The 4,267-nt window shown below is 66.0% G+C and carries 5 protein-coding genes; all 5 read left to right on the top strand.

Going from position 1 to position 4,267, the window contains the following annotated elements; translation table 11 throughout:
* On the top strand, window positions 1–762 hold a 762-nt coding region (locus ACGKZZ_RS17025), incomplete at its 5' end, for a replication initiator protein A (protein ID WP_411224712.1).
* The gene (rfbC, locus tag ACGKZZ_RS17030; protein ID WP_411224713.1) at window positions 762–1,325 is read left to right on the top strand and encodes a dTDP-4-dehydrorhamnose 3,5-epimerase; all 564 of its coding nucleotides are present in this window, start codon (window positions 762–764) and stop codon (window positions 1,323–1,325) included. The genes ACGKZZ_RS17025 and rfbC, both read left to right, overlap by 1 nt.
* On the top strand, window positions 1,322–2,362 hold the full coding sequence (gene rfbB / locus ACGKZZ_RS17035; RefSeq protein ID WP_411224714.1) for a dTDP-glucose 4,6-dehydratase: 1,041 nt from the start codon (window positions 1,322–1,324) through the stop codon (window positions 2,360–2,362). Before rfbC ends, rfbB begins: the two co-directional genes overlap by 4 nt.
* The gene (gene rfbD / locus ACGKZZ_RS17040; RefSeq protein ID WP_411224715.1) at window positions 2,359–3,225 is read left to right on the top strand and encodes a dTDP-4-dehydrorhamnose reductase; all 867 of its coding nucleotides are present in this window, start codon (window positions 2,359–2,361) and stop codon (window positions 3,223–3,225) included. The genes rfbB and rfbD overlap by 4 nt, the downstream gene beginning before the upstream one ends.
* Window positions 3,222–4,118 (top strand): glucose-1-phosphate thymidylyltransferase RfbA, encoded by an 897-nt coding sequence (rfbA, locus tag ACGKZZ_RS17045; protein ID WP_411224716.1) that lies wholly within the window; start codon window positions 3,222–3,224, stop codon window positions 4,116–4,118. Before rfbD ends, rfbA begins: the two co-directional genes overlap by 4 nt.
* Window positions 4,119–4,267: the final 149 nt, after the last annotated feature.

Raw genomic sequence — 4,267 nt, forward strand, 5'->3', positions numbered from 1 at the left:
TGCATCAGCCAGCTTGTGGCGGCGATGAATGCGGGCCGCGCCGTCAGCCGGACGCTGACGCTCAAGGCGCATGATTTGCTGGTGGCGACCAACCGCGACACCGGCGGCGACAGCTATGCCCGCCTGCGCGAGGGGTTCGAGCGGCTGGCGGGCACGCGCATCACCACCAATATCGACACCGGCGGCATCGAGGCGACGCGCGGTTTCGGGCTGATCGAGAGCTGGGAGATCCTGCGCCGCTCCAAGGGCGGGCGGATGATTTCGGTGACGGTGACGCTGTCGGAGTGGCTGTATCGCGCGGTCTGCGCGCGCTCGGTGCTGACGCTCAGCCGCGACTATTTCCGCCTGCGCAAACCGCTGGAGCGGCGGGTCTACGAGCTGGCGCGCAAGCATTGCGGGCGGCAGGCGGAATGGGCGATCTCCATTTCCGTCCTGCATCACAAATCCGGATCCGCCGCGCCGGTGCGGGTGTTCCGCGCCGCCATTCGCAAGATGATCGCGGCGGATCATCTGCCCGATTATGCCTTGGCCGAGCGCGACGGCGATGTGCTGGTTGTCACGCGGCGGGCCAAACCGCGCCCCATGGATGCCCCGATCCTGTCGCAGGAGACGCTTGATGCGGCCAGGGCGCTGAAACCCGGATTGGATGTCTACGGGTTGCAGGCGCGGTGGCTGACATGGTGGGATGACACCGGGCGGGCGCGGTTGGCCCATCCCGACCGGGCCTTCCTGGCCTGGGTCAAGACGCAGAAGGACGGGTGATGCTGGAGGTTGAGACGACGGCGCTGGACGGCGTGCTGATCCTGACGCCGCGCCGCTTTGGCGATGCGCGCGGGTTCTTTGCCGAGACCTGGAACAAGGCGCGCTTCATTGAGGCGACCGGCCTTGACGCGGACTTCGTGCAGGACAACCATTCGCTTTCCGCGGATGTGAACACCATCCGGGGCCTGCACTTTCAGGTGCCCCCCCACGGTCAGGCCAAGCTGGTGCGCTGCGGGCGCGGCGCGCTTTACGATGTGGTGGTCGATATCCGGCGCGGCTCGCCGACCTATGGGCAATGGGTGGGCGTCGATCTGAGCGCCGACAATGGGCGGCAGCTCTGGGTGCCGGAAGGCTTTGCACATGGGTTCGTGACGCGGGCGCCCGAGACCGAGATCGTCTATAAATGCACGCGCTATTATGCGCCCGAGGCGGAAGGCGCGCTGCGCTGGGACAGCGTCGGCATCGATTGGGGTTTGACCGGGATGCCGATCCTCAGCGAGAAAGACGCCGCAGCGCCGCCCCTGGCAGAGATCGACAGCCCGTTCGAGAGGAGCGCGCCATGAAACTGCTGGTGACGGGGGGCGCGGGGTTTATCGGCTCGGCCGTGGTGCGCCACGCGATTGGCGCAGGGCACGCCGTGGTCAATCTCGATGCGCTGACCTATGCGGCGTGCCTCGACAATGTGGCCTCGGTGGCGGATGCTCCGGGCTATACCTTCGTTCAGGGCGATATCCGCGATTCCGCCCTGTTAGAGACTGTATTCGCCGAACACACGCCGGACGCGGTGATGCATCTGGCGGCGGAATCCCATGTCGACCGCTCGATCGACGGGCCGGGCGCGTTTATCGACACCAATGTGGTGGGCACCTATACGCTGTTGCAGGCCGCACGCGGGTATTGGGAGGCGCAGGGCCGACCAGAGCGTTTCCGCTTTCATCATATTTCCACCGATGAGGTGTTCGGATCTCTGGGCGCGACGGGGCAATTCACCGAAGACACGCCCTACGATCCGCGCTCGCCCTATTCGGCCTCGAAGGCGGCGAGTGACCATCTGGTGCGGGCGTGGCATCACACCTACGGGTTGCCGGTGGTGCTGAGCAATTGTTCGAACAATTACGGTCCCTATCACTTTCCCGAAAAGCTGGTGCCCGTGGTGATCCTGAACGCGCTGGCGGGCCAGCCGATCCCGGTCTATGGCAAGGGCGAGAACGTGCGCGACTGGCTTTATGTCGAAGACCATGCTGATGCGCTGCTGACCGTGCTGCAGCGGGGGCAGGTGGGGCGGTCCTACAATATCGGCGGCGAGAACGAGGCACGCAATATCGACCTGATCGCCATGATCTGCGCGCTGATGGACGAGATGGTGCCGCAAGGCGCGCCGCATGACCGGTTGATCAGTTTTGTCACCGACCGCCCCGGCCATGATCTGCGCTATGCCATCGACCCGAGCCGGATGCGCGATGAGCTGGGTTGGCGGCCTTCGGTGACGCTTGAGGAAGGGCTGCGGCGCACACTGCGCTGGTATCTCGACAACCGCGCGTGGTGGCAGGCGTTGCAGGCCCGAGATGGGGTCGGTGAGCGGTTGGGGGTCAAAGCGTGATCCTCGTCTTCGGCAGGACCGGGCAGGTGGCCAGCGAGTTGCAGCGACAGGCGGATGTCACCGCCCTGGGGCGCGATCGGGCCGACCTGTCCGATCCGCAAGCCTGTGCGGCGATCATCGCGGAACTGAAACCTGCCGTCGTCATCAACGCCGCTGCCTATACGGCTGTCGACAAGGCCGAGGAGGACGAGGCCACCGCCCTGACCGTCAACGCCGCCGCCCCCGGTGCGATGGCGGGGGCCTGTGCGCGGTTGAGCATCCCGTTCCTGCATGTTTCCACCGATTACGTCTTTGACGGCAGCGGCGCCCGTGCATGGCGGGAATCAGACCCTGTGCAACCGCAAAACGCCTATGGCGGGACCAAGCTGGCGGGCGAGGAGGCGGTGCGCGCCAGCGGTGCGCGCCACATCATCCTGCGCACCGCCTGGGTGTTCTCGGCGCATGGGAGCAATTTCGTCAAGACCATGCTGCGTCTGGGTGAAACGCGCGATGCGCTGCGCGTCGTGGACGACCAGATCGGCGGACCGACCCCGGCGGCGGATATTGCCGCCACGCTGCTGACACTGGCGGAGTATATGCAGGGTGGCGGCATGTATGATGGCGCGCCTTCGGGCGCGACGGGCGGCACCTATCACTATGCGGGCGCGCCGCATGTCTCATGGGCCGGGTTCGCGCGGGAAATCTTCGCTGAAGCGGGCCGCGACGTGACGGTGACCGGCATCCCGAGCGCGGACTACCCGACACCGGCGCAACGCCCGCTCAATTCCCGGCTTGATTGTGCCAAACTGGCGTCGGATTTCGGGATTATGCCCGCGGATTGGCAGGGCGGCCTGCGGGCCGTGTTACAGGAGCTTGCGCCATGACCAGACATGAAAGTGTTGCGCGGTCTGCGCGCAAAGGCATCATCCTCGCGGGCGGCTCTGGCACGCGGCTTTACCCGATCACCATGGGGCTGAGCAAACAGCTCTTGCCGCTTTATGACAAGCCGATGATCTATTATCCGCTCTCGGTACTGATGCTGGCGGGCATCCGCGAGATCGCGATCATCACCACGCCTCAGGATGCCGACCAGTTCAAGCGTCTGCTGGGGGACGGGTCGCAGTGGGGGCTGGCGTTCACCTTCATCCAACAACCTTCGCCCGACGGGCTGGCGCAGGCCTATCTGCTGGCCGAGGATTTCCTTGACGGCGCGCCCTCCGCAATGGTGCTGGGCGACAACATCTTCTTTGGTCACGGCCTGCCTGAAGTGCTGGCCAGCGCCGATGCCACGACCAGTGGCGGCACGGTGTTCGGCTACCGCGTCGCCGATCCCGAACGCTACGGCGTGGTGGATTTCGCCCCGGATGGCACGGTGCGCCAGATCATCGAGAAGCCGAAGAAAGCGCCGTCTCCTTATGCGGTGACGGGGCTTTACTTCCTCGACGGCACGGCACCGGCGCGCGCGGCACAGGTGCAGCCGTCCGCGCGCGGCGAGCTGGAGATCACCGCGCTGCTGGAAAGCTACCTTGCCGATGGCGCGCTGACCGTGGAGCTGATGGGGCGCGGCTATGCCTGGCTTGATACCGGCACGCATGGCTCGCTGCTCGATGCAGGCAATTTCGTGCGCACCCTGAGCGACCGTCAGGGCCAGCAGATCGGCAGCCCCGACGAGATCGCCTTTGCCCAGGGCTGGATCGACGCCGACGATCTGCGCAAACGGGCCGAGATGTTCGGCAAGAACGGCTATGGCGCCTATCTGCTGGGGCTGCTGGAATAGAGCCGCGCGAGCGCCGTCACGCCGGAAGGCGCTCTTTCCTCCGAGCCCCTTGCTTTATCCCTGCCAAATCCGGAGATCCTTCACACGGAAGGGCTGCCGTCCGCCAAAGCGCCGCCCCGGTGGGGCGTGACGGCGCTCGCGCGGCGGCC

Origin of the sequence: Marivita sp. S2033, assembly GCF_046592965.1 — a bacterium.
Taxonomy (GTDB): domain Bacteria; phylum Pseudomonadota; class Alphaproteobacteria; order Rhodobacterales; family Rhodobacteraceae; genus Marivita.